This is a genomic window from Brucella sp. IR073 (genome assembly GCF_049065735.1).
GTDB lineage: Bacteria > Pseudomonadota > Alphaproteobacteria > Rhizobiales > Rhizobiaceae > Paramesorhizobium.
The window spans coordinates 1-20,964 of the sequence record NZ_JBAKHD010000005.1 but is presented as its reverse complement, the minus strand read 5'-3'; the positions used below and the strand labels follow the sequence as shown (position 1 = coordinate 20,964).

The window sequence follows — 20,964 nt, the reverse complement described above, 5'->3', positions numbered from 1 at the left end:
ATCGGGCGCTGCTGCCATGGGCGCGTCAGACCGCCGGAACAAAGGAACGAATGCCGAGCCCGGCCTCTTCGAGGCGCTCACGCACGCGCCGGGCAATGGCCACCGCGCCGGGGCTGTCGCCATGCACGCAGATCGACTGCGCATCAACCTTGGTAAGACTGCCGTCGACAGAGGGAAGCACGCCCTCCCTGACCAGCCGCACCATGCGCTCGGCTATCTTCTCGGGGTCGTGAAGGACAGCGCCCGTCTCCCGCCGCGACACCAGCTGGCCATCCGCCGTATAGGCGCGGTCGGCGAAAGCCTCAGTCACGACGGTCAGCCCCGCCGCCCGTGCCTGCTCGACGAGCGGCGAACCGGCCAGCGCCATCAGCACCAGCGACTCGTCCACGGCGCGGATCGCAGCAATCACATCCGCCGCCTGCCGCGCATTGACGGCAATGGTGTTATAGAGCGCGCCATGCGGCTTCACGTAAGCGACGCGCGCCCCCGCCGCCTTCGCCAAGCCCTGCAGCGCGCCGATCTGGTAAATCACATCGCCGATGAGTTCTTCGCTCGACGGGTCCATGTTGCGGCGGCCGAAACCGGCGAGGTCGCGATAGCCCACATGCGCTCCGACCGCAACGCCGCGCTCCGCCGCCGCCCGCAAGGTCCTGAGAATCCCCGCCGGGTCGCCCGCATGGAAACCGCAGGCGATATTGGCGCTGCTCACCACCTCGAGCATGGCAGCATCGTCGCCCATCTTCCACGGGCCGAAGCTTTCACCCAGATCACTGTTGAGGTCGATGGTCAGCATCCGCATACAGCCCGATATTCCCTGCTATGGTCAGACGCTAACAAAGGAGGGCAATCCTGTCCATAGTGTTGAACAATTTTTACATACTGCTCTATAATTAGGCAAATTGCATAGAAATTATGCCAAAGAGCCTGCGCCATGAAATATTTCGAAGGAGACTTCTTGTTGCATGGAGCGAAGCACGTTAGCGGAAGTTATTGAGACTCAGGTGAAATAAGGGAGTATCGCTTGGCTGAACCGGCGCAAACGCTTGCCGAAACGGTTGCCGCGCGCATCCGCGAGAAGGTTATTTCCGGCATATTGCGTCCGGGAAGCCATCTTTCGGAACTGGCGCTGAGCGAAGAGCTGCAAGTTTCGCGCAACACGCTGCGGGAGGTCTTCCGCATCCTCACCAAGGAAGGGCTGCTGCGCTACGAGACCAACCGTGGCGTCTTCGTCGCGACGCCGAGCATGTCCACCATTATGGACATCTACCGTGTGCGCCGTTTCATCGAATGTCCTGCGCTGGCGCAGGGCAACCCGCGCCATCCCGGCGCAAAAAATATGCGCGACGCCGTCGAGACCGCCTACCGCTGCCGCGACGCTGTCGACTGGCTCGGCGTCGGCAGCGCCGACATCGCCTTTCATGCCGCCATCGTCGAGTTCGCCGACAGCCCGCGTCTTTCGAACCTCTACGCCCAGATCTCGCTGGAACTCCGCCTCGCCTTCGGCCTCATCCAGGACCCGGAATTCCTGCACGGTGCCTTCATCGACCAGAATCTGGAGATTCTCATCGAACTCGAAGCCGGCAGGCAGGCGAATGCCGCCCGGATTCTCGAAGAATATCTCTTCCGCGCCGAACGCTTTATTCTAGGCGCGTATAACAGGGTGAATGGCGGAGCGTGATTATCCGCTTATTTTCTCATCCCCCATATTGTGCGGCACGCGCGGGGACGATAATCTTGCCCTAGGGCTATGGGAGATGGCCGTGGGGAGGATTATATGGCAGGGCTTTTATCGCTCTCGCGCGCAATCGATGCGATCAATACATTTCTGGGCAAGGCCGTAGCCTGGCTGCTGCTGCTCGCGATCTTTATCAGCGCAATCAATGCAGTCACGCGGAAGCTTTTCAATTTAAGCTCCAACGCATGGCTGGAGGCGCAGTGGTATCTTTTCTCCGCGGCCTTTCTCGTCGCGGCAGCCTATACGCTCCTCTCCAATGAGCATGTGAAGGTGGACCTTGTCTACGGCCATCTGTCGCGCCGGGCGCAGCTATGGGTGGAACTGCTCGGCACGATCTTCTTCCTTCTCCCCTTCTGCCTCATTACGATTTACCTCTCCTGGCCGACGGTCATGGAGAAATTCGCGACCGGCGAAACCTCGAACAATACCGGCGGGCTTATCCTCTGGCCGGTCTGGGCGATGATTCCCCTGGGGTTCTGGCTTCTGGCGCTGCAAGGCGTCTCCGAGCTCATCAAACGCATCGCGATCCTGCGCGGCGACATGCCCGACGCCATCGCGCTTGCGGACGCCGAAGCCCAGACCCTTTGAAGGGGACCTAAGGAATGTTTGCCTTTTTCGCGGAAAATCTCGCGCCGATCATGTTCTTGTCGCTGATCGTGGTGCTCCTGATCGGCTACCCGGTCGCCTTTGCGCTCGCCTTTGTCGGCTTCGTCTTCGGTTTTATCGGCATCGAAATGGGGCTGCTGCCCGTCAATCTGTTCGGCGCGATCCCGGACCGAATCTTCGGCCAGATGTCGAACGAGACTTTGCTCGCCATCCCCTTCTTCACCTTCATGGGGCTTATTCTCGAAAAGAGCGGCATGGCGGAAGATTTGCTCGACACCATCGGCCAACTTTTCGGCCCGGTGCGCGGCGGCCTCGCCTTCGCGGTGATCTTCGTGGGCGCGATTCTTGCGGCGACCACAGGCGTCGTCGCGGCCTCGGTCATCTCCATGGGCCTGATTTCGCTGCCGATCATGCTGCGCTATGGCTATGACCGGCGCGTGGCGGCGGGCACGATTGCCGCATCGGGAACCCTTGCGCAGATCATCCCGCCCAGCCTGGTGCTGATCGTCCTTGCCGACCAATTGGGCCGGTCGGTCGGCGATATGTACAAGGGCGCGCTCGTGCCGGGCCTGCTGCTCGTCGCCGCCTATGCCGCCTATATCATCGTCATGTCGCTGCTCCAGCCGAAGAGCGTTCCTGCCCTGCCGCTGGAGGCGCGCTCGCTTAAGGGGTGGAAGCTGTTGCGGCGGGTCGTCATCTCGCTCGTGCCGCCGCTGCTGCTCATATTCCTCGTGCTCGGCACGATCTTCATCGGCCTTGCCACGCCGACCGAGGGCGGCGCGATGGGTGCGGTGGGCGCGCTGGCGCTCGCCGCCATCAACCGGCGGCTCGATCTCTCCATCGTCAAGGCCGCGCTTTACGCGACGGTGAAGCTCTCCTCCTTCGTGATCTTCATCCTGCTCGGCGCGCGCGTCTTCTCGCTGACTTTCTACGGCGTCAACGGGCATCTGTGGGTGGAGCATCTGATGACCTCCATCCCCGGCGGCGAAATCGGCTTCCTCATCGTCGCCAATTTGCTCGTCTTCTTCCTGGCCTTCTTCCTCGATTATTTCGAGCTGGCCTTCATCATCATCCCGCTGCTCGCCCCCGTCGCTGATAGCCTCGGCATCGACCTGATTTGGTTCGGCGTCATGCTGGCGGTCAACATGCAGACCTCGTTCCTGCATCCGCCCTTCGGCTTCTCGCTCTTCTACCTGCGCTCAGTCGCGCCTACGCGCGCCTATAAGGACAGGGTGACGGGCGAGACCATCCAGCCGGTGACGTCGGGCCAGATCTATATGGGCGCAATACCCTTCCTCGTCATGCAGCTGGCCATGGTGGCGATCATTATCGCCTTCCCGAAGCTCGTCACCCATTACAAATCCGGCCAGACGGCCGTCGATCCCGCTACCATCCAGTTGAACGTGCCGATGCCGGGCACGGACGGCGCCAATCCGTTCGGCACACCGCCGCCGCCCTTCGGCGCGGAAAGCCCGCAGGAAGCGCCGCCACCGCCCGCATTCGGCTCCCCGACGCCCAGTTTCGGCGCGCCGGAGCAGAAAAACCCCTGATATCAAGCCATTTCGTGAGGAGGAGAACAGACATGACGGACAACAAAGTAAGCCGCCGCGGCTTCCTGACCAAGGGAGCCATCGCCGGTGCAGCGACCGCCACGGGGGCGACGCTCGCCGCGCCCGCCATCGCCCAGAGCCTGCCGACGCTGCGCTGGCGCCTGACCTCGGGCTTCCCCAACAATCTCGACACCATCTATGGCGGCGCCGTGGTCATGGCCGAAACGCTGTCGAAGATCACCGAAGGCAAGTTCCAGATCCAGGTGTTCCAGGCCGGCGAGCTGGTGCCGGGCGCGCAGGCGCTCGACGCGGTGAAGGCCAACACGGTCGAGATCGCCCATACCTGCGGCTATTATTTCACCGGAAAGGACCCCACCTTCGCCATCGGCTCGACGATCCCCTTCGGCCTCAACGGACGCCAGCAGAACGCCTGGCTTTACCATGGCGGCGGCAATGAGGCCTATAACGCCTTCCTCGCCGATTACGGCATTGTCGGCATTCCCGGCGGCGCGACCGGCGCGCAGATGGGCGGCTGGTTTCGCAAGGAGATCAAGAGCGTCGCCGATTTGAAAGGCGTCAAGATGCGCATTGCCGGCGTGGCGGGCGAAGTCATGTCCCGCCTCGGCGTGGTGCCGCAGCAGCTGCCCGGCGGCGACATCTATCCGGCGCTCGAGCGCGGCACGATCGATGCGGCGGAGTGGATCGGCCCCTATGACGACGAAAAGCTCGGCTTCTACCAGATCGCCCCGAACTATTATTACCCGGCCTATTGGGAAGGCGGCCTGACGATCCACTTCTTCATCAACAAGGCGCAGTACGAAGCCCTGCCGGAACCCTACAAGGCCGCGCTGAACGCCGCCTGTCAGGGCGCGAACGTCAACATGCAGTCGCTCTACGACGTCAAGAACACGACCGCCATCCGGTCGCTAGTGGCCAAGGGCGTCAAGCTGCGCCCGCTGCCGCGCGACGTGATGGACGCCGCCTACAAGGCTTCGTTTGAGCTTTATGCCGAATATTCGCAGAAGCATCCCGCCTGGGCGAAAATCTATCCGGGCTGGAAGAAGTTCCGCGACGAATCCTTCGAATGGTTCCGCGTCGCGGAATATAGCTACGACAGCTATATGTATGCGGCCCAGGCTGCGGGGAAGTAAGCTGTAGGACTTGGAGCAGGATGCCTGATACGCATTGCACTGCTCCAAGACCCTTTCTTTTAATGGGACCGCTTGAAATCATCTGCGCCGTTATGGCGGCGGCGCGGTCGAGGCATGGATTCCTGTGACAAGCACAGGAATAACGGCCGGATTTGCTGTTATCGCCACCAACGTTTCCAACTTGAGTTTCCCACCTTTTGGCTTTGAACAACGGTTCTCGGTGAGGAAAACCTCTCAACCCGTCATTCCTGTGCTCGTCACAGGAATCCACGCCTCAACGCAGAAGCAGCCGCAGCGATGAAAGCACGCTTTCCTCCTCATTGTGGCACGCTCTCGCCCTACACAAACTGTTGATCACACCGTTTCATGGATTGCGTTAGGAAGATGATACGCATATAGATAGGAAGCTATCTATTAGGATCGCATCGAAATGAAACCAGCCTGGGACGAGTTTGCGACGCTGCTGGCCGCGACGACGCGCGGATGGCGCAAGGCCTTCGACGTGGCGATGGCGGAGCATGGCCTCTCCGACGCCACCGCACTGCCGCTGATGATTCTGCTGCGCCATGGCGACCGCATCCCGCAGGGGGTGCTGGCGGAAAGGGTGGGCATCGAGGGGCCGACCATAGTCCGCGTCATCGATGAGCTGGAGAAGGAAGGGCTGATCCGGCGCCTCGCCGACGATGCCGACCGCCGCATCAAGCTTGTCGGGCTCACCGAGGGGGGGCGCATCACCGCGACGAAAGTGGAAAAGATTGCCACTCGCCTGCGCACCACACTTCTTGGCGATCTCGACCCGGACGCGGTCGACACCGCCATGGATGTGCTGCGCCGGCTGAACGAGAAATTCCAAGGCGGCGCTTCCTGAGCCGCTCTCAAACACATCGAACCCGTCATGACCAAGCCCGCCGAAACCGCGCCCCGTTTCCAGGATGTCGTTTTCTCGCTGAAGACCTTCGGTGCCGCGATGCTCGCCCTCTGGATCGCGCTGATTGCGAACCTGCCCAATCCCTATTGGGCGGTGGCGGCGGTTTATATCGTGGCGCATCCGCTTTCCGGCGCGACCACTTCCAAGGCCTTCTATCGTCTCATCGGCACCATGATCGGCGGCGCGGTCACGGTTCTCCTGGTGCCGAACCTCGTCAATTCGCCCGAAATCCTCACCCTCGCCATCGGATTGTGGATGGCGGCCTGCCTCGTCGTCAGCCTGCTCGACGGCACGCCACGCAGCTATCTCTTCATGCTGGCGGGCTATACGGTGGCGATTGCCGGTTTCGCCGTGGTTTCGACACCGCAGACCGCCTTCGACTATGCGGTGGGCCGCGTCGAGGAGATCGCCATCGGCATCATCTGCGCTGCGCTGGTCAATCGTCTCTTCTTCCCGCGCCACAGCGGCCCCGTGCTCGTCGCCCGCATCGACAACTGGCTGAAGGACGGCGCAAGGCTGGCGCTCGCCACCATGCGCGGCGAAGGCGACAGCCCGGATGCGCTGCGGGACCGCCGGCGCCTCGCCGCCGACACGCTGGAACTGCGCAATCTCACCACTCATGCCGCCTATGACACCTCCTCCGTCCGCGGCGCGGAGACGCAATTGCGGGTTCTGCAGCAGCGCATGGTCGCCGTCCTGCCGATCATTACCAGCCTGCGCGACCTCCTCGCCATGAAACCCGGCGAAGGCGAAAAGCCATGGCCGCCTTCGGTGCAGCGATTGCTCGACGAAGCCTGCATCTGGCTGGAAAGCGGGGAGAATCTCACCGAGGAGCGACGCGCCGGTCTCCTGCGGCTCATCGGCGATATCGAGCGGCATGACGCAACGGCGAGCGAGGGAAAGCAGCTGCTGGCCCTCAACCTCGCCGCCCGCGTGCGCGACCTGATCCAGATCTGGAGCGATTGCCTGACGCTGAGGCAGGATATCAGCACCGGCTCGCGCCATTCCCTGCGCTGGCGGCGCTACGACACGCACCGCAAGAGCCGCCCCATGCACCGCGACTACGGCATGGCGCTCCTCTCAGGCTTCTCGGCCCTGCTTTCCACCATGGTTGCCGCCGCGTTCTGGATCGCCTCGGGCTGGTCGCAAGGCAGCGTCGCGGCAATGATGGCCGGCATTTTCTGCTGCATCTTCGCCGGCATGGACGATCCCGTGCCTGCCATGCGCCGGTTCAACTGGCTGACGCTCATCGTCATCGCCGCCGCCTTCGTGTTTGAATTCGCGCTGCTGCCGCTGGTGGACGGGTTTGTCCCGCTCGCGCTGTCGCTCGGCCTTTTCCTCATCCCGGCGGGCATCCTGCTCGCCATCCCCGCGCAATTCCTGCTCGGCATGGTGCTTTGCGTCAATCTGCCCAACCTGATCATGCTGCAGGGGCATCTGAACCAGGATTTCGCCAGCTTCGCCAATGCCAATATCGCGACGGTGCTGGGCATCGGCATTGCGGCGGTGGTCACCTCCATCGTCCGCTCGGTCGGCGCGGAATGGAGCGTCCGCCGCCTTGCCCGCGCGGGCTGGCGGGACATCGCCCTCGTCGCCAGCCTTGAGGCCGGACGCCCGCGCCGTGAATATATGAACCGGCTGCTCCTGCGCATGATCGACCGCGTCGGCCTGATGACGCCGCGCCTCGCCCTCATTCCGTCATCCGCTATCGCCCGGGTCGATCTCCTGCGCGACTTGCGCAACGGCATGAACGTCATCGACCTGCAGCGCTACCGCCTGAGACTGCCCGAAGCCTGCCGCGAAGCCGTCAACAAGGTGCTCGACGGGGTCGGCGCGCATTACCACGCGCTGGCGCGCGGCGAACCATATGCGGCACCCGGCGACGGCCTGCTGCAGTCGATCGACCAGGCCATCGCCGCAGTCATCGGCAACGGATCACCCGGCACCGCCAACCGCCCGCGCCTGGCGCTGGTGGCGTTGCGCTTCAACCTCTTTCCCGATGCGCCGCCGCTCGACCTGCCGCCTCGTGCCCAATTACCGAACCGAAAAGCGGCCTGAGCATCTTCCCAAGAGAAACATGACTGCCATGCGACCTGAACTCGATATTTACGGCATCTATATTCCCACCCTCGGCGTCCTGGCGCTGATCGCCTATTTCGCCAATGGCCTGATGCAGCGCGTCCTTGCGCGCCTGCGCTTTTACCGTTTCGTGTGGCACCGGCCCCTCTTCGATGCCGCCATGTATTTCTGCATTCTCGGCACCGCTGCCGTGCTTCTCAATGGAATTCACGCATGAAAAAGCTCTTCGCCCATTCCGGACGGGTGTTCCTGACGCTCGTCATGGTCACCATCGCCGGGCTTCTCGGCCTGCATCTCTGGGATTATTACATGAACGCGCCCTGGACCCGCGACGGCAAGATCCGCGCCGATGTGGTGCGCATCGCGCCCGATGTTTCCGGCCCGGTGAGCGAGGTGCTGGTGCATGACAATGAGCCCGTCAAAAAGGGCGATGTCATCTTCCGCATCGACCAGGCCCGCTTCAAGCTCGCCTTGAAACAGGCGGAAGCCAAGGTGGACAGCACCAGGGCCGCGCTCGACATGGCCAACCGCGACCTCGCGCGCTATCGCCAGCTCGATGACAACACCGTCACCCGGCAGAAGCTGGAACAGGCGGAAACGGCCTCCCAGCAGGCCGATGCCGCATGGCGCCAGGCGCAGCTCGACCGCGACCTCGCCGCGCTCAATCTGGAGTGTTCCTCGGTGAAAGCCCCGGTCAACGGCCTCATCACCAATTTCTCGCTGCAGCCCGGCGACTATGTCTCCGCCGGCAACGCCGTGACCGCGCTGGTCGATACGGATTCCTTCTATGTCGCCGGCTATTTCGAGGAAAACAAGCTCGACCGCATCCACATCGGCGACCCGGTCGTCATCGATGTCATGGGCAGCAAGACCCAGCTCAAGGGCACGGTGGACAGCATAGCTGGGGGCATCGAGGACCGCGAGCGCAGCGATACGAGCAGCCTCCTCGCCAACGTCTCGCCCACCTTCAACTGGGTCCGCCTCGCCCAGCGCATCCCCGTGCGGGTGAAGCTCGACAAGCTGCCCGAAGGCGCACACCTCGTCGCAGGCCGCACGGTCAGTGTGACGGTAGTGAATTAGCCCATGAAGCCTAACGGTCTGGTGGCACCGCATCCAAGGCTTCGGCGAGGGCCTTGCGTCCGCTCGTAGCAAGCCAGGAGCGAAAAGAGAGGAGCTCCGGATTGATCTCGCGCATGAGGTCCAAATCGACCTGTTCCGCCAGCGGGCCGTTCTCCAAGCTCCGGGCCATATGTGCGAGGTCAGCATGAGCTGCGAGAACGTCGTCCGGAAAGCGTGCGTAGGATATGGGACGACCCGCGACTTCGGTAAAGGCGGCTTCGAGGTCGCGGCCTGTAACTCTATCGCTTGCGATTTTTAGGGTCACCCCGCCGAACCCGGTCTTATCGGCGAATATGGCGGCAACGAATTTCCCGATGTCCTCTACGGCAATAAGCTGGATCGAATGTTCCGGCCTGATAAGAGAGCGCAATTGCCCCTTGTCCAAACCGAAACCGGGCCGTACGAGCATTTCCATAAAGATCATCGGCCTGATGATGGTTGCGCTAATGGGCAATTTGCGAATATAGGCCTCAATGCGTGGTTTCGCGTCGAAACGAGCCACACCTGTCAGCGTATCGCCGACGCTGGCGCCCGAGGAATAGACGAAGTGCGTAACGCCGCTTTCGGCGGCCAGCGCCGCGATTGATATCCCATAGCGTACCTCATCGTCTGCCGCCAAATTAGCTGGCAGCACACTGAAGGTGCCATGAGTGTCTTTCATCGCAGTCCGAATGGCATCGGTGTCCTCGAACGAACCGGTGACGAGTTCGATCCCTGCGTCTCGGAGCGCAATCGAAGCCGGTTCGACGGGGTTACGTACAAGTGCGCGAACAGGCCATCCCGCCCTCAGCAAGGCGTTTGCGACGGCCCCTCCCTGTCGCCCTGTAGCGCCGAAAACCAGAATTGGACGTTTATCATTAGCCATTGAGAACCCTCGTGTTGGACAAGGGCAATCCATATATACGATTATAAATCATCCGGAAGACGGCACATTTTTTAGCATTGGGCACAAGAATGATACGCTTGAAACAGCCTCAGGATTCAGATTGCAGTCCTCAGTTCAGACCAGTCCCGTCTAACGGGATCTGTGCCCGGCTCGGGGACAAATGGACTGTTCAGGTTCTTTGGCGCCTTTCCCTGGCAAACGGACAGCGGCTCCGTTTTTCCGCGCTAAAAAAAGAGATCGACGGGATCACTCAGCGGATGCTGACCCTGACGCTACGCAATCTCGAACGCGACGGCTTTGTCGTCCGTCATTATTCTCCGGAAGTGCCGCCCCGGGTAGAATATGAGCTGACCGAGATAGGTGTTGGCGTTCTGCGCGCCCTTGAGGGACTTAATTTTTGGCTTCGAGAGAACCTGCCCATCATCGAGGGGTATCGTCGCGCCTACGACCAAGACAAGCAGTAACGAAGTTTTGCCGCAATCCGGCCGTGCTCCAAACTGCCCCGCTTCGGCCAAGCGCCGCCCCGAGTTTCCCCGGGGCGGACATGTCTCAAGCGTCTCACCCCTCCCTGAAATCCGTCCCGCGGCTCACCTCATCCCAAACATCCATCTCCTCAATCACCGCATCGAGCTTCTCGCGGGCGCGGCGGACGGCGTCGGAGCCTAGAAGCAGGTGAACCGGCGGTTCGGATGTCGTGACGGCCTTGATGATCGCCTGCGCGGCGCGCGCTGGGTCGCCCGGCTGTTTACCGTCGGCGGAGGCGAAGCGGGCGCTGACTGTGCCCACGCTTTGCGCATAGGCGCTGTCTTCCGGCGCGGTCCAGCGGATGGAGTGGCTCGACAGGAAGTCGGTGCGGAACGCGCCCGGTGCCACGGCGGTCACCTTGATCCCGAGCGGCTGCAATTCCTGCGCAAGCGCGGTGGACAGCCCTTCGAGCGCAAACTTGACCGAGGCGTAGAGCGCATAGCCCGGCCCCGGCGCGCGCCCGGCAATCGAGGTGATGTTGATGATATGGCCCGAGCCCTGCTGCCGCAGATGAGGCAGCGCCGCGCGGATGATCCGCACCGGCGCGAAGACATCGACCGCGAACAGCCGTTCCATCTCCTCGTCCGTCGAGGTTTCAAGCGCGCCGAGCAGGCCGTAGCCGGCATTGTTGACGATGACATCGATCTTGCCGGCGATGCCGAATGCCTCGCGCACCACCCGTTCCGCCGCGTCCTTCCCGGCCAGGTCGGCCTTGAGCACGTGAAGCCGTCCGCTCTCCGCGCCGATTTCGGGCGCCCCGTCCCGCACCGTGCCGATGACCGTATCGCCTCTGGCGAGAGCGGCCTTCGTCAGTTCCAGCCCGAAGCCGCGTGAAATACCCGTGATGAACCATGTGGTCATGATTGGTCTCCTTCTAACGCTGAGGAACATATCCACCGGCCCGCTCCGGTATAATACGCGGAAAATCACTTTCGCTTGTTAGCTCCGCTTAAAAATGCTTTCCTGCGCGTATGGACAACATTCTTCCCGGCTCCGATTATAACCAGCTCCGCGCCTTCGTGGCGGTGGCCGAGGCGCTGAGCTTCAGCCGCGCCGCCGAGACGCTCGGCATCACCCCTTCGGCATTGAGCCAGACGATCCGCGGGCTGGAAGAGAGCATCGGCATCCAGCTTCTCAACCGGACGACGCGCAGCGTTTCGCTAACGGCAGCGGGCGAGAACCTCTTTCACCGGATAAGACCGGCGATTACCGAGCTGGGCGCTGCCGTGGTCACCGCGCGGCAGGCGCGGGAGCGTCCCTCCGGCACGGTGCGCGTTCACACGTTCCGTTCGGGTGCGGCGCGCTATATCGAACCCATCCTGCCGGACTTCCTGCGCACCCACCCGGAAATCGTCGTCGACATGACCCTGGACGACGAAGCGGTCGATATGGTCGCGGGCGGGTTCGATGTGTCGCTGCGCATCGGCGAAGTGATCGAGCAGGACATGATCGCCGTGCGGATAGGCCCTGAAATGCGCCAGATCGCCGTAGCCTCCCCGGACTATATCGGGCGGCATGGCGCGCCGTCGCATCCCCGCGATCTATTGCGCCATCGCTGCATCCGCTGGCGCTGGCCGGGCCAGTTTCAGCCCTATGCGTGGGAGTTCTGCGAGGACGGCAGGTGGTTCCATGTGACGGTCGATGGCCCGCTGATCGTCAATGACAAGGAATTGGCCAAACGCGCCGCGCTTGCGGGCGTCGGCATCAGCTTCTGCACCGACGAGATCGTGGCCGCCGATCTTGCCGAAGGACGGCTTGTCCCGCTGCTCGAAGCATGGTCGGAGCCTTTCCCCGGCTTTTTCCTCTGCTATCCCAGGCAGCGCCAGATGGCCCCGGCGCTGCGCGCATTCATCGATGCCGTGCGGCAGGCGGCTAGCGCTTGAGCCACTCATTGAGCTCGGCCTCCGCCCGCTCCAGCGCGCTATAGTTCAGAAGCTTGCGCAGCAGGGCGACCGTAACCGCGCGGGCGCGCAGGTTGAAGCGCCCCTCCTCCGCCTCGCCCATGTCCTGATAGACGCCGAGCTTTTCATAAAGCTGCTGCAGCCGGTTCTGGACGCTCCTTAGAGATAAATTGCGGCGGCGAGCGATGACGCGGTCCGTCAGCCCGAGCGCGATATCGATGAGGATTTCATATTCGCTCTCGCTGAAGCCGCTGGCATGGCCGAGGCTCTTTTGCTGGAGGCCGCGCACTTCCCGGTCGATCACGCATTGCGCCTCGACGAAAATGCTGCGCAGCGCCAGGCGCAGCTTGTCGTCGGATGCCGATTTGAGGACATAGCCATAGGCCGCGCCTTCCGGAACGATGCGCGACACGCCGCGCACATAGGCCTCGTCGGCATAGTTCGACCAGAACAGGATGCGCGTTTCCGGGCTTTCCTTCCAGATGGTGCGCGCCGCCTCGATGCCGTTGCGCCCGTTCATCTGCAGATCCATGACGATATGTGCCGTGCGGTGCTGGCGCGCCAGCTTTTCGCCCGCCGAGCCATTGTCCGCTTCCAATATGGCGCGGCATTCCGGCAATGCCGCCCGCACCGCCTCTCCCAGATAGGCGCGGTGCAAGGGGTCATCCTCAACGATCAGAACCTGCATTTTTCCTCCCATTTCCTTATGCCCCGCCCGGTGAACATGCTTCGGCGGGCAAAAGGATCGTCACGCTGGTCCCGGCACCGTCCGCATTTTTCCGGATCGCAAAGCTTGCCGAGATCAGCCGCGCGCGGGTGCGCATATTGTCGATGCCGTGGCCGGGCCGCTGCGCATGGCGGTCCATGCCGAAGCCATTATCCGCCACCTCCACGAAAAGCCGCCCGCCCTTGTCGCGCAGCCGGACCGTGAGCTCGGTCGGCTGGGCGTGGCGTATCGCATTGTTGATCGCCTCCTGCACGATGCGGAACAGCGAGGTCGCGACCGTCTCCTCCAGCCGGTCCGCCATGCCGCCGCTCTGGTCGTCGAGCCGCCATGTGACCGGCGAGCCGCTGTCCCGCACCGAGCGGCTCAAGTGGTTTTCCGTCGCTTCGGCAAAGCCGAACAGCTGGAGAATGGAGGGCTTCGCCTCCTCGATGATCTGCCTCAGATCGTCCATGCAATGCTGCAGCCCGCGGAACAGCGGCTCCATCTGCTCGCCGGAAAGGTCCGGCGCATGGGTCAGACGCTCGACATGGCGGGCAAGCCGCGTCAGGTCGGCCAGCGTCTGGTCATGGAGGTCCATGCCGATGCGCTGCCGTTCCGCCTCGAGCGCTTCGGTCAGCTTGAGCGCACCCAGCCGCAGCCCCTCCTCGCGCGCCCGCGCCTCCGCCTCGACAATCGCCGAGCGCTTAGCCTGTTCCGCCGCGCGGATCGCGAAGAAATAGGGCGCCAGCAGATCGGCTATGGACTGCGCATTCTCCACATTGCGCAAGCCGTAGCAGGCGGGCGTCAGGCTGGAGCAGCTGAGCGCGCCGATGATATCGCCCTGTGCCTTCAGCGGCACATGCAGCCGCCCTTTCAGATCGTGCTCGATAATCGGGCTCGAAAAGGCGCCTTCGAAGTGGAATCGCGGATCGGTGCGCGCATCCGCCGTCAGGAGATAATCGACCTCGCCCGACAGGAGCGTGCGGATGGGACTGCCAGAAAGGAGCGCGGGCGGATTGCGGCTCCAGGCCGTGGCGATGCCGCTTTCATAGGCGATATGAAACTTGCCATCGAGCATCTTGATGCAGACATCGAGATGGTCATAGGGCAGGATATGCGCGATTTCCGCCGCCACCGCCTGGATGATGGCGTCGAAATCCAATTGCCCTGCCAGCAGGCGGGAAATATTGAGATAATAGTCGAGCAGCCTTTCCGGCGCGAGTTCAGCCAAGCGTTTCTCCTCCCAAACGCAAAGCGATCCTATATCCGGCGCATGCCGCTCCGCCTTCGGGAAACCGCAATTTTGCTGCGGGAACCCGCAATGCGGTTGCTTCATTCGGCCTTCACAGAACGCTCCGCTTCCTCCATCCTCGCTTCACCAGAAAAAAGGCCGCAAGACAAGTGCGTCCTGCGGGAAGGCTGGTGCCGTTGAGGAGCGGCGGTGCGGGGGAAGATTTCGCGCCATATCAGTTCGAACGTTCCGGAGCGCCGGGGGCGCGGCGGAATGCATAGCATGATCCGGAAAAGTTGCAGACTTTTCCGACAAGATCATGCGGCGAAAACAAAGAGTTAACGGGAGGAAATCATGAAATTCGGAAAAATCCTTTTTGCGTCCGTGGCGCTGGCCGGTCTCATGGCCGCAAGCGGCGCGATGGCCGATACGTCATCGAAGAAGATCGCCTTCTCCAACAACTATGCCGGCAATTCCTGGCGTCAGGCGATGCTGCAAAGCTGGGACAAGGTGACCAAGGAAGCTGTGAAAGCGGGCGTGGTGTCTGCCGCCGACGCCTTCACGACGGCTGAAAACCAGGCGACCGAGCAGGCCGCACAGATCCAGAACATGATCCTGCAGGGCTATGACGCTATCGTCATCAATGCCGCCTCGCCCACGGCGCTCAACGGCGCGGTCAAGGAAGCCTGCGATGCGGGGATTGTAGTCGTTTCGTTTGACGGCATCGTCACCGAGCCCTGCGCCTGGCGCATCGCCGTCGATTTTCAGAAAATGGGCGAAAGCCAGATCGACTATCTCGCCAAGCGCCTGCCCGAGGGCGGCAACCTCCTGGAAATCCGCGGCCTCGCCGGGGTTTCGGTTGATGACAACATCCATGCCGGCATCGAGGCGGGCGTGAAGAAGCATCCGAAGTTCAAGATCGTCGGCTCCGTCAATGGCGACTGGGCTTCCGACGTCGCCCAGCGCGCGGTCGCCGGCATTCTGCCGAGCCTGCCGAAGATCGATGCAGTCGTGACGCAGGGCGGCGACGGCTACGGCGCGGCCCAGGCTTTCGCCGCCGCCAAGCGCGAGACGCCGATCATCATCATGGGCAACCGCGAGGATGAATTGCAGTGGTGGAAGCAGCAGAAGGATGCGAACGGCTATGAAACCATGTCGGTTTCCATCGCGCCCGGCGTCTCGACGCTGGCCTTCTGGGTCGCGCAGCAAATTCTCGACGGCAAGGAAGTCAAGAAGGACCTCGTCGTTCCCTTCCTGAGCGTCAGCCAGGACACGCTCGACAAGGACCTCGCCAACACCCAGAAGGGCGGCGTGGCAAATGTCGAATATTCGCTGGAGGATGCTCAGAAGGTGATCGACGCGGCGAAATAAGCGTTGCTCACCCCCCTCTGCCCTGCCGGGCATCTCCCCCTCAAGGGGGGAGATTACGCCTTCATCAACGTGCCGCACCAATCGCAGAAGCTGTAAGAGGGCGACGGAGCGTCGTGTCAGCCAATCTCCCCCCTTGAGGGGGAGATGTCCGGCAGGACAGAGGGGGGTGTCGTCGCGCACCACCGAAAAAATGAATCTCTAACAACAGTCTGAGTGCATGACACAACCAGCCGAGAAAAACGAGGTCGTCGCCGCGCGCGATATCCATGTGCGGTTCGGCGCGGTGAGGGCGCTGGATGGGGCGGAACTCGTGATCCGCGCGGGCGAATGCGTGGGCCTTGTCGGCCATAATGGCGCGGGCAAGTCGACCATCGTCAATGTCATCAATGGCGGGCTCAGCCCACATGAGGGCAGCCTCTCCTATCATGGCGAGCCGGGCCATGGCGTCGCCACCGCCCGCAAGGCCGGCGTGCGCTGCGTCTTTCAGGAGCTCTCGCTTTTCCCGAACCTGACGATCGCGGAAAACGTCCGGATCATGCAGCCGGATCTCAAGGGTGCGAACTGGCGCGGCAAGGCCGTCGAGCTCATTTCGAAGAAGCTTGGCGAAATCTTCCCTGGCCATCGGATCGACTGTTCCGCCACCGTGGACGAGCTTTCCATCGCCGAGCGGCAGATGGTCGAGATCGCCATCAACTTCATCGCGCCGGGCAGCGCGCCGAAACTCGTCATTCTCGATGAGCCGACCTCATCGCTCGATGCGGGCATCGCCGCGCAGCTCATGACCTATGTTCGCAAATTCACCGCGACGGGCGGCGCGGTCATCCTCATTTCGCACATGCTGAGCGAAATTCTCTCCACCTGCGACCGCATCGTTGTCATGAAGGACGGCAAGGTGGTTGCCGCCCGCGCGGCGAGCGGGTTCACCAATCGCAGCCTCGTCGAAGCCATGGGCAGCGTTGAGCGCGAGAAATCCGCGCGCCGTGTGGTGAAAAGTGAAATGGCGGGCGCAGCGGTTCTGTCCCTTCCTCAGCGTTCCCGCGATATCAAGCCGTTCCAGGCCTTCAAAGGCGAGGTTATCGGCCTTGCCGGCCTCGCCGGTCACGGTCAGACGAAAATGCTGCTCGATCTCTATTATGCCCGGCGTCCGAACTGGCTGCCCGCCCGCCAGTGCGACATCGCCTTCGTCGCGGGCGACCGCAGCCTCAACGGCACCTTTCCGCTCTGGAGCATCCTCCATAATCTCACCATCGGCTCGCTCGACCGGCTGTCGTCGTTCAAGCTGGTCGATCAAAAGCGGGAGGGTGGGCTTGGAGGTCAGTGGAAGGAGCGGATACAGATCCGCACCCCCGACATGGCCAACCGCATCCTGTCGCTGTCGGGCGGCAATCAGCAGAAAGTGCTTTTCGCCCGCGCGCTCGCCACCAGCGCCACCACCATCCTGATGGACGATCCCATGCGCGGCGTCGATGTCGGCACCAAGCAGGAAGTCTACGAAATCCTGCGCCATGAGGCCGAACAAGGCCGCACCTTTGTCTGGTACTCAACCGAAATGGATGAAATCGAACTCTGCGACCGGGTCTATGTCTTCCGCGACGGCGCCATCGTCGCGGAGCTTGCTGGCGAGGACATCACGGAAAAGAACGTGCTTGCCGCCTCTTTCGAGGGAGCGACATTAGAATGATTCATGATTTGACGGCTGTGAGAATTCTGGACCGTTGCCGGAATGAGAAGCGTAGAGGAATGGATCCCAGTGACAAGCACTGGGATGACGGATGGTTTGGCTGTTGGCGGACAATGTCCAACCTCGCCACCCACACACCGCGGTGCAAGGTATGGCGAACCCATTCCCGCCTTCGTCATCCCAGTGCTTGTCACTGGGATCCATTCCTCGACATTAAAATTGCCGGTACCTTCGGAAATACCTAACCTTATTGCTTCGGCCTGAAAGTAAAATGCTCTAGCATGATGCGCCTCTCCTCCTCCACCATCCGCCTGCTGACGCCGGTGTTCTCGCTGGCCCTCCTACTCGCCGCCGTCTTCTATATGCAGCCGCGCGCCATGAGCTATACCGGGCTCAACCTGCTCTTCAATCTCGCCGTGCCGATTGCGCTGGCGACGATTGCGCAGATGCTCATCATGGCGGTGGGTGATCTTGACCTGTCGATGGGCACCTTCGTCAGTTTCGTCGTCTGCGTCGCGGCGACCTGGCTCAACACCGCGCCCGTCATCGGCGTTCTGATCCTCATCGCCGCGATTGCAACTTACGCTGCGCTCGGCGCGATCATCCATCTGCGCAATTTGCCCTCCATCGTCGTCACGCTCGGCATGAGCTTCGTCTGGGGCGGTTTCGCCGTGCTGCTGCTCCCCTCCCCCGGCGGGCAGGCGCCGGACTGGGCGCGGTGGATCATGACCACCAAGCCGCCCTTCGTGCCCATGGCCATCGTCGCCAGCATCCTCATCGCTCTCGTGACGCACTTCATCGTCATGCGCTCCACCTTCGGCGTGCTGATGCGCGGCGCGGGCGGCAATGCCCGCTCCATCGAGCGCGCAGGCTGGTCGATCACCACCATCCGCGCCGGAACCTACGCCCTCGCGGCCTTCTTCGCGGTGCTCGCGGGCATTGCGCTGGTCGGCCTCACCACCTCGGCGGATGCCAATATTGCGCTGCGCTATACCCTGCTTTCCATCGCGGGCGTCATTCTCGGCGGCGGCGAGTTCGTCGGCGGGCGTGTCTCACCCATCGGCGCGGTTATCGGCGCATTGACCCTGGCGCTTGCGGGCTCGTTCCTCTCCTTCATGCGCATCTCGCCCGACTGGCAGATCGGCGCGCAAGGCGGCATCCTCATCGTCGTGCTGGCGCTGCGCCTTTTCCTCAATCGCCTCGAAAGACAGGGAAAGAAGCAATGAACGCCCTTTCCGCCCTCAACCGCCGCCCCTGGATCTGGTCGTTCCTCGCCGCCGCCGCGGTCTGGCTTGCCACGCTCTTCTTCACCGGCGGGGCGGGCGCGCACGGCCTTTCCCATGCCGCCCTCACCTTCGCCTCCTTCTCTGTCATCGTCGGCCTCGGGCAGATGTTCGTCATCACCCTCGGCCCCGGCAATATCGATCTCTCTGTGCCCGCCAACATGACGCTCGCCGCCACCTTGGCGCTGAAATTCATGGATACGCAGGACGGCATGGTGCTGGCGGGGCTTGCCGTCGCGCTTCTCACCGGCCTTGCCATCGGCATCTGCAACTATGCGCTCATCAAGCTCCTGCGCATTCCGCCCATCATCGCCACCCTATCGATGAGCTTCCTCGTCCAGTCCGCCGCCATCTGGAGCAATCGCGGATTGCGCGTGAAACCGCCGGAGAGCCTGGCGCAATTCACCACCGCCTCGACGCTTGGGCTTCCCAATGTCGCCCTGGTCGCCCTCGTCCTCTCCCTGATCGGCTGGGTGCTGCTCAGGAAAAGCATCTATGGCCGCTGGATTTCCGCCATCGGGCAGAACCCCTTCGCCGCGCGCATGGCGGGCATTCCGGTCGACGGCACGCGCTTCGCCACCTATCTCCTCTGCGCGGTGCTGGCCTCGCTCTGCGGTTTCCTGCTCGCCTGCTTCTCGGGCGGCGCGGCGCTCAATATGGGCACGGAATATCTGCTGATGTCGATTGCCGTGGTCATCATCGGCGGCACGGCCGTCGCGGGCGGGGATTCCAACATCCCCGGCATCTGGGGCGCCGCGCTTTTCATGTTTCTCATCGTCTCGATGCTCAACACCTATGGTTTCGGCGCGGGCGTCCGGCTCGTCTTGACCGGGCTCACCATCATCGCGGTGATCATGCTCGCCAGCGGCCGCCGATCCGAACGCTGAGCTTTTCCGGAGTATTCTGTTGTCCCATATCTACGAAATCCACGACGAACGTTTTCGCCATATGATCGTGCCGAGCGCCGGTCTAGACGAGCTTTATTCCGGTTGCCGCTGGGCGGAAGGGCCGGTCTGGTTCAGCGACATGAACTGCCTGCTGTGGAGCGACATTCCCAATGAGCGCATCCTGCGCTGGGTGCCGGAAGGCGAGGTTTCCATCTTCCGCCAGCCCTCCAATTTCGCCAATGGCAATACGCGCGACCGCGAGGGCCGCCTCATCACCTGCGAGCATGGCGGACGCCGCGTCGTCAGGACCGAGCACGACGGCAGCATCACCGTGCTCGCCGGCAACTATCAGGGCAAAAAGCTCAATGCGCCGAACGATGTGGTGGTTCGCTCCGACGGCACGATCTGGTTCACCGATCCCACCTACGGCATCATGTCCGACTATGAAGGCTACAAGGCGGAACCGGAGCAGCCGACCCGCAATGTCTACCGCCTCGATCCCAGAGCCGGCACGCTCGACGCCGTCATAACCGACTTCCGCCAGCCCAACGGCCTCGCCTTCTCCCCCGACGAAACCAAACTTTTCGTCGCCGACAGCGCCTATAGCCATGACGAAACCGCCCCGCGCCATATCCGCGTCTTTACCGTCGCGGATGACGGTAAAAGCGTAACCGGCGGTACGGTCTTCTGCACCATCGACACCGGCCTGCCGGACGGCTTCCGTTTCGACACCGGCGGCAATCTCTGGACCAGCGCGGGCGACGGCGTCCATTGCTTCTCGCCCCAGGGAACGCTGCTCGGCAAGATCAAAACCCCGCAAACCGTCGCCAACGTCACCTTCGGCGGCCCCCGCCGCAACCGCCTGTTCATCGCGGCGACCAAATCGCTCTACGCGGTGTATCTGGCAGTCAACGGCGCGCAATATCCTTGAGCGGGGGCCGGGGATTGTTTTTAGACGGAAGCAGTATACGCTTCTTCACCGTCGCACCGGAAGCAAGGTCGAGGCATGGATTCCTGTGACAAGCAAAGGAATGACGGATTGCTTTGATGTAGCCGATAGTCTCCACCCCCGCAGCCTGCACAACGGTTCTCGTTGAGGGCAGCCATCCCCACTTTCGTCATTCCTGTGCTTGTCACAGGAATCCATGCCTCGACATTTTCATCGCGGCAACGGTTTAGGCCGTAGTGACAATTTAACTATTTGATCCAGAGCATAATACTGGCGAGCTTGATGAAGCCGAGGAAGTTGGCGGCGAGTTTGTCGTAACGAGTGGCAATGCGCCGCCACTGCTTGAGTTTGGCGAAGAAGCCTTCGATACCCCATC

The 20,964-nt window shown here is 62.4% G+C and carries 20 protein-coding genes and 1 pseudogene; 15 read left to right on the top strand and 6 right to left on the bottom strand.

Going from position 1 to position 20,964, the window contains the following annotated elements; translation table 11 throughout:
* Positions 1–25: 25 nt before the first annotated feature.
* Positions 26–793, bottom strand: a complete 768-nt coding sequence (locus tag ACOWVG_RS12030; protein WP_420962887.1) for a LamB/YcsF family protein — start codon at positions 791–793, stop codon at positions 26–28.
* 228 nt (positions 794–1,021) lie between these two features.
* Here ACOWVG_RS12030 and ACOWVG_RS12025 point away from each other — a divergent pair, with 228 nt between their 5' ends.
* From ACOWVG_RS12025 to ACOWVG_RS11990, 8 genes are all read left to right on the top strand, one after another.
* Entirely contained in the window at positions 1,022–1,678 is a 657-nt protein-coding gene (locus ACOWVG_RS12025) for a GntR family transcriptional regulator (RefSeq protein WP_420962449.1), read from the top strand.
* A 96-nt stretch (positions 1,679–1,774) separates the two neighbouring features.
* Positions 1,775–2,323 (top strand): TRAP transporter small permease subunit, encoded by a 549-nt coding sequence (locus ACOWVG_RS12020; protein ID WP_420962448.1) that lies wholly within the window; start codon positions 1,775–1,777, stop codon positions 2,321–2,323.
* Between the two features lie 14 nt (positions 2,324–2,337).
* A complete protein-coding gene (locus tag ACOWVG_RS12015; RefSeq protein ID WP_420962447.1) occupies positions 2,338–3,891 on the top strand; it encodes a TRAP transporter large permease in 1,554 nt (517 codons plus the stop codon).
* A gap of 32 nt (positions 3,892–3,923) precedes the next feature.
* Positions 3,924–5,042 carry a TRAP transporter substrate-binding protein gene (locus ACOWVG_RS12010; protein ID WP_420962446.1) on the top strand — a complete coding sequence of 373 codons (1,119 nt, stop codon included), beginning with the start codon at positions 3,924–3,926 and terminating at the stop codon, positions 5,040–5,042.
* A gap of 430 nt (positions 5,043–5,472) precedes the next feature.
* Positions 5,473–5,910 carry a MarR family winged helix-turn-helix transcriptional regulator gene (locus ACOWVG_RS12005; RefSeq protein WP_420962445.1) on the top strand — a complete coding sequence of 146 codons (438 nt, stop codon included), beginning with the start codon at positions 5,473–5,475 and terminating at the stop codon, positions 5,908–5,910.
* A gap of 27 nt (positions 5,911–5,937) precedes the next feature.
* Positions 5,938–8,028 (top strand): FUSC family protein, encoded by a 2,091-nt coding sequence (locus ACOWVG_RS12000; RefSeq protein ID WP_420962443.1) that lies wholly within the window; start codon positions 5,938–5,940, stop codon positions 8,026–8,028.
* A gap of 28 nt (positions 8,029–8,056) precedes the next feature.
* Positions 8,057–8,266: a DUF1656 domain-containing protein gene (locus tag ACOWVG_RS11995; RefSeq protein WP_420962886.1), complete on the top strand. Its 210-nt coding sequence runs from the start codon at positions 8,057–8,059 to the stop codon at positions 8,264–8,266.
* Complete coding sequence (locus ACOWVG_RS11990; protein WP_420962441.1) at positions 8,263–9,129, top strand: efflux RND transporter periplasmic adaptor subunit; 867 nt, start codon at positions 8,263–8,265, stop codon at positions 9,127–9,129. The genes ACOWVG_RS11995 and ACOWVG_RS11990 overlap by 4 nt, the downstream gene beginning before the upstream one ends.
* A 10-nt stretch (positions 9,130–9,139) precedes the next feature.
* Here ACOWVG_RS11990 and ACOWVG_RS11985 read toward each other — a convergent pair whose 3' ends face one another.
* Positions 9,140–10,033 (bottom strand): NmrA/HSCARG family protein, encoded by an 894-nt coding sequence (locus ACOWVG_RS11985; RefSeq protein ID WP_420962440.1) that lies wholly within the window; start codon positions 10,031–10,033, stop codon positions 9,140–9,142.
* Positions 10,034–10,122: 89 nt separating this feature from the next.
* On the opposite strand from ACOWVG_RS11985, the gene ACOWVG_RS11980 reads away from it, so the two are divergent.
* Positions 10,123–10,518 (top strand): winged helix-turn-helix transcriptional regulator, encoded by a 396-nt coding sequence (locus ACOWVG_RS11980; protein WP_420962439.1) that lies wholly within the window; start codon positions 10,123–10,125, stop codon positions 10,516–10,518.
* Positions 10,519–10,612: 94 nt separating this feature from the next.
* Here ACOWVG_RS11980 and ACOWVG_RS11975 read toward each other — a convergent pair whose 3' ends face one another.
* Entirely contained in the window at positions 10,613–11,440 is an 828-nt protein-coding gene (locus ACOWVG_RS11975; protein WP_420962438.1) for an SDR family NAD(P)-dependent oxidoreductase, read from the bottom strand.
* A 110-nt stretch (positions 11,441–11,550) separates the two neighbouring features.
* On the opposite strand from ACOWVG_RS11975, the gene ACOWVG_RS11970 reads away from it, so the two are divergent.
* Positions 11,551–12,462 carry a LysR family transcriptional regulator gene (locus tag ACOWVG_RS11970; RefSeq protein ID WP_420962437.1) on the top strand — a complete coding sequence of 304 codons (912 nt, stop codon included), beginning with the start codon at positions 11,551–11,553 and terminating at the stop codon, positions 12,460–12,462.
* Here the strand turns inward: ACOWVG_RS11970 and ACOWVG_RS11965 are convergent.
* Positions 12,452–13,168 carry a response regulator gene (locus ACOWVG_RS11965; protein WP_420962436.1) on the bottom strand — a complete coding sequence of 239 codons (717 nt, stop codon included), beginning with the start codon at positions 13,166–13,168 and terminating at the stop codon, positions 12,452–12,454. The two genes, ACOWVG_RS11970 and ACOWVG_RS11965, sit on opposite strands and share 11 nt — an antisense overlap.
* A gap of 16 nt (positions 13,169–13,184) precedes the next feature.
* Positions 13,185–14,417, bottom strand: coding sequence for a GAF domain-containing sensor histidine kinase (locus tag ACOWVG_RS11960; protein WP_420962435.1), 1,233 nt, complete (start codon positions 14,415–14,417; stop codon positions 13,185–13,187).
* A 354-nt stretch (positions 14,418–14,771) separates the two neighbouring features.
* Between ACOWVG_RS11960 and ACOWVG_RS11955 the strand changes: the two genes are divergently transcribed.
* The 5 genes from ACOWVG_RS11955 (at position 14,772) to ACOWVG_RS11935 (ending at position 20,570) form a co-directional block, all read left to right on the top strand.
* Complete coding sequence (locus ACOWVG_RS11955) at positions 14,772–15,788, top strand: ABC transporter substrate-binding protein (RefSeq protein WP_420962434.1); 1,017 nt, start codon at positions 14,772–14,774, stop codon at positions 15,786–15,788.
* 217 nt (positions 15,789–16,005) lie between these two features.
* A complete protein-coding gene (locus ACOWVG_RS11950) occupies positions 16,006–17,469 on the top strand; it encodes a sugar ABC transporter ATP-binding protein (RefSeq protein WP_420962433.1) in 1,464 nt (487 codons plus the stop codon).
* A gap of 284 nt (positions 17,470–17,753) precedes the next feature.
* Positions 17,754–18,695 (top strand): ABC transporter permease, encoded by a 942-nt coding sequence (locus ACOWVG_RS11945; RefSeq protein WP_420962885.1) that lies wholly within the window; start codon positions 17,754–17,756, stop codon positions 18,693–18,695.
* Complete coding sequence (locus ACOWVG_RS11940) at positions 18,692–19,639, top strand: ABC transporter permease (protein WP_420962432.1); 948 nt, start codon at positions 18,692–18,694, stop codon at positions 19,637–19,639. The genes ACOWVG_RS11945 and ACOWVG_RS11940 overlap by 4 nt, the downstream gene beginning before the upstream one ends.
* Positions 19,640–19,700: 61 nt before the next feature.
* Complete coding sequence (locus ACOWVG_RS11935) at positions 19,701–20,570, top strand: SMP-30/gluconolactonase/LRE family protein (RefSeq protein ID WP_420962884.1); 870 nt, start codon at positions 19,701–19,703, stop codon at positions 20,568–20,570.
* A 266-nt stretch (positions 20,571–20,836) separates the two neighbouring features.
* Here ACOWVG_RS11935 and ACOWVG_RS11930 read toward each other — a convergent pair.
* Positions 20,837–20,964 (bottom strand): annotated as a pseudogene (locus ACOWVG_RS11930) (IS5/IS1182 family transposase); the annotation flags it as partial.

Bases quoted from the DNA above. Each gene is read 5' to 3' on its own strand.
- ACOWVG_RS12030 (WP_420962887.1), bottom strand. From the start codon at position 793: ATGCTGACCATCGACCTCAACAGTGATCTGGGTGAAAGCTTCGGCCCG.
- ACOWVG_RS12020 (WP_420962448.1), top strand. From the start codon at position 1,775: ATGGCAGGGCTTTTATCGCTCTCGCGCGCAATCGATGCGATCAATACA.
- ACOWVG_RS12015 (WP_420962447.1), top strand. From the start codon at position 2,338: ATGTTTGCCTTTTTCGCGGAAAATCTCGCGCCGATCATGTTCTTGTCG.
- ACOWVG_RS12010 (WP_420962446.1), top strand. From the start codon at position 3,924: ATGACGGACAACAAAGTAAGCCGCCGCGGCTTCCTGACCAAGGGAGCC.
- ACOWVG_RS12005 (WP_420962445.1), top strand. From the start codon at position 5,473: ATGAAACCAGCCTGGGACGAGTTTGCGACGCTGCTGGCCGCGACGACG.
- ACOWVG_RS12000 (WP_420962443.1), top strand. From the start codon at position 5,938: ATGACCAAGCCCGCCGAAACCGCGCCCCGTTTCCAGGATGTCGTTTTC.
- ACOWVG_RS11995 (WP_420962886.1), top strand. From the start codon at position 8,057: ATGCGACCTGAACTCGATATTTACGGCATCTATATTCCCACCCTCGGC.
- ACOWVG_RS11990 (WP_420962441.1), top strand. From the start codon at position 8,263: ATGAAAAAGCTCTTCGCCCATTCCGGACGGGTGTTCCTGACGCTCGTC.
- ACOWVG_RS11985 (WP_420962440.1), bottom strand. From the start codon at position 10,033: ATGGCTAATGATAAACGTCCAATTCTGGTTTTCGGCGCTACAGGGCGA.
- ACOWVG_RS11980 (WP_420962439.1), top strand. From the start codon at position 10,123: ATGATACGCTTGAAACAGCCTCAGGATTCAGATTGCAGTCCTCAGTTC.
- ACOWVG_RS11975 (WP_420962438.1), bottom strand. From the start codon at position 11,440: ATGACCACATGGTTCATCACGGGTATTTCACGCGGCTTCGGGCTGGAA.
- ACOWVG_RS11970 (WP_420962437.1), top strand. From the start codon at position 11,551: ATGGACAACATTCTTCCCGGCTCCGATTATAACCAGCTCCGCGCCTTC.
- ACOWVG_RS11965 (WP_420962436.1), bottom strand. From the start codon at position 13,168: ATGCAGGTTCTGATCGTTGAGGATGACCCCTTGCACCGCGCCTATCTG.
- ACOWVG_RS11955 (WP_420962434.1), top strand. From the start codon at position 14,772: ATGAAATTCGGAAAAATCCTTTTTGCGTCCGTGGCGCTGGCCGGTCTC.
- ACOWVG_RS11950 (WP_420962433.1), top strand. From the start codon at position 16,006: ATGACACAACCAGCCGAGAAAAACGAGGTCGTCGCCGCGCGCGATATC.
- ACOWVG_RS11945 (WP_420962885.1), top strand. From the start codon at position 17,754: ATGCGCCTCTCCTCCTCCACCATCCGCCTGCTGACGCCGGTGTTCTCG.
- ACOWVG_RS11940 (WP_420962432.1), top strand. From the start codon at position 18,692: ATGAACGCCCTTTCCGCCCTCAACCGCCGCCCCTGGATCTGGTCGTTC.
- ACOWVG_RS11935 (WP_420962884.1), top strand. From the start codon at position 19,701: ATGATCGTGCCGAGCGCCGGTCTAGACGAGCTTTATTCCGGTTGCCGC.